Genomic DNA, 1,367 nt, shown 5'->3' with positions numbered 1-1,367 from the left:
TAACAGGCTGCTGAAGAAGTCAGCCTTGAAGGACGTTATTCTTCCCCCACGGTTTGAAGGTGGCTCTTTGCGACTGCGGACGCCGGGTCGGGTTTGCCCCCTTCGTCAGGGGGCAAGGAGTTTCGGTAGTCTGGCCAGATTGCAGGCTGCCATGGTCATTGTGAATTGGGCGCGGACCCTGTCGAGGCCGCGATGAACAGTCTGGGCCATGCCGCCCACGGTCTTGGCCCAGCCAAAGGGTTCCTCGATCTTCTTCCGGCGCCGCTGTGACAAGGCATAACCGGGATGCTGGGTGGTTCGCCCGTCGATTGCGGAACTCCGGGCCTTCTGCGCGACATGTGGCGTCACAACCATGCGCCTGAGTGCGGCAACAAAGTTGGCGCTGTCATATCCCTTGTCTGCTCCAAGCGTCAGGCGCCGGGTCGAGCCAGGGGAGTGTCGGTTGATCATCTCGAGGGCCGCCTTGCGCTCGCCGTAACCATCGGCATGGGTCAAATCGGCCTGCACGATCAGCCCGTTGCGGTTCTCCATCAGCGTATGTCCCATGAAGCACAATGTCGCCGCGGCACCCGGTGCCTTCTTGTAGAGACGGGCATCGGGGTCCGTCACAGAGATGTGGGTTGCGTTCGAGCGCTTCTGGCCCCGGAAGTTCACTGCGGCGTTGCGGATATGGCGGGGCGTGTCGGGCATCGGCTGCGTTTCTGTCTGCTGGGGCTGCGGTTCGGTGTTTGCGAAGGTCGCGTCGGCCGGTGGTGGCGGTCCGCCAGGATCATCGTCATGCGGTGGCGGCGCGCTGTTCCTGGGCTGAAAGCTCTTCATGGACGCCCACGCCTTGACCAAAGTGCCGTCTACCGAGAAGTGTTCATCCGAGAGGAGCGGACGGACCTCCGGGTGCGCCAGGATCGCCGCCATCAGCTTGCGCGACATGTCGGTCGTCAGCAGCCGATCGCGGTTCTTGGTAAACACCGTAGGAACCCAGACCGGATCGTCGATGCCAAGGCCGACGAACCACCGAAACAGCAGGTTATAGTTCATCTGTTCCATCAGCTGCCGTTCCGAGCGGATCGAGAACAGGAGCTGAAGAAGGCTCGCACGGATCAGTCGCTCCGGCGCGATGGAGGGGCGGCCAAAATCGGTGTAGAGCGCGGCGAACTCGGCATCCAGGCTGGCCAGCGCGTCATTGACGACCCGACGGATCAACCGCAGCGGATGACGATCCGGAACCCGCTGCTCAAGATCAACATAGCTGAACAGCGACCCGCTTGCCTCGTCCGTCCCACGCATCGCCACCTCCTGCTGCCGCTGCCATGCCGGAAGTGAATCATGTTCTCATAACCGCGTCGAGGGCCGACTTTTTCAGCAGCCTG

Annotated in this window: 1 protein-coding gene; it reads right to left on the bottom strand. The window is 62.3% G+C overall.

Features of this window, described 5'->3' with window-relative positions:
* Positions 1 to 105: 105 nt before the first annotated feature.
* Positions 106 to 1,284 (bottom strand): IS5-like element ISRssp10 family transposase, encoded by a 1,179-nt coding sequence (locus ACSSV4_RS23205; RefSeq protein ID WP_008281741.1) that lies wholly within the window; start codon positions 1,282 to 1,284, stop codon positions 106 to 108.
* Positions 1,285 to 1,367 lie beyond the last annotated feature (83 nt).

Source organism: Roseovarius sp. MBR-154 (assembly GCF_053628595.1).
The sequence above is the reverse complement of the archived record's forward strand: the minus strand, read 5'-3'. Positions and strand labels throughout refer to the sequence as shown.

Excerpts from the sequence above, each read along its gene's own strand:
- ACSSV4_RS23205 (WP_008281741.1), bottom strand. The coding sequence starts at position 1,284 with ATGCGTGGGACGGACGAGGCAAGCGGGTCGCTGTTCAGCTATGTTGAT.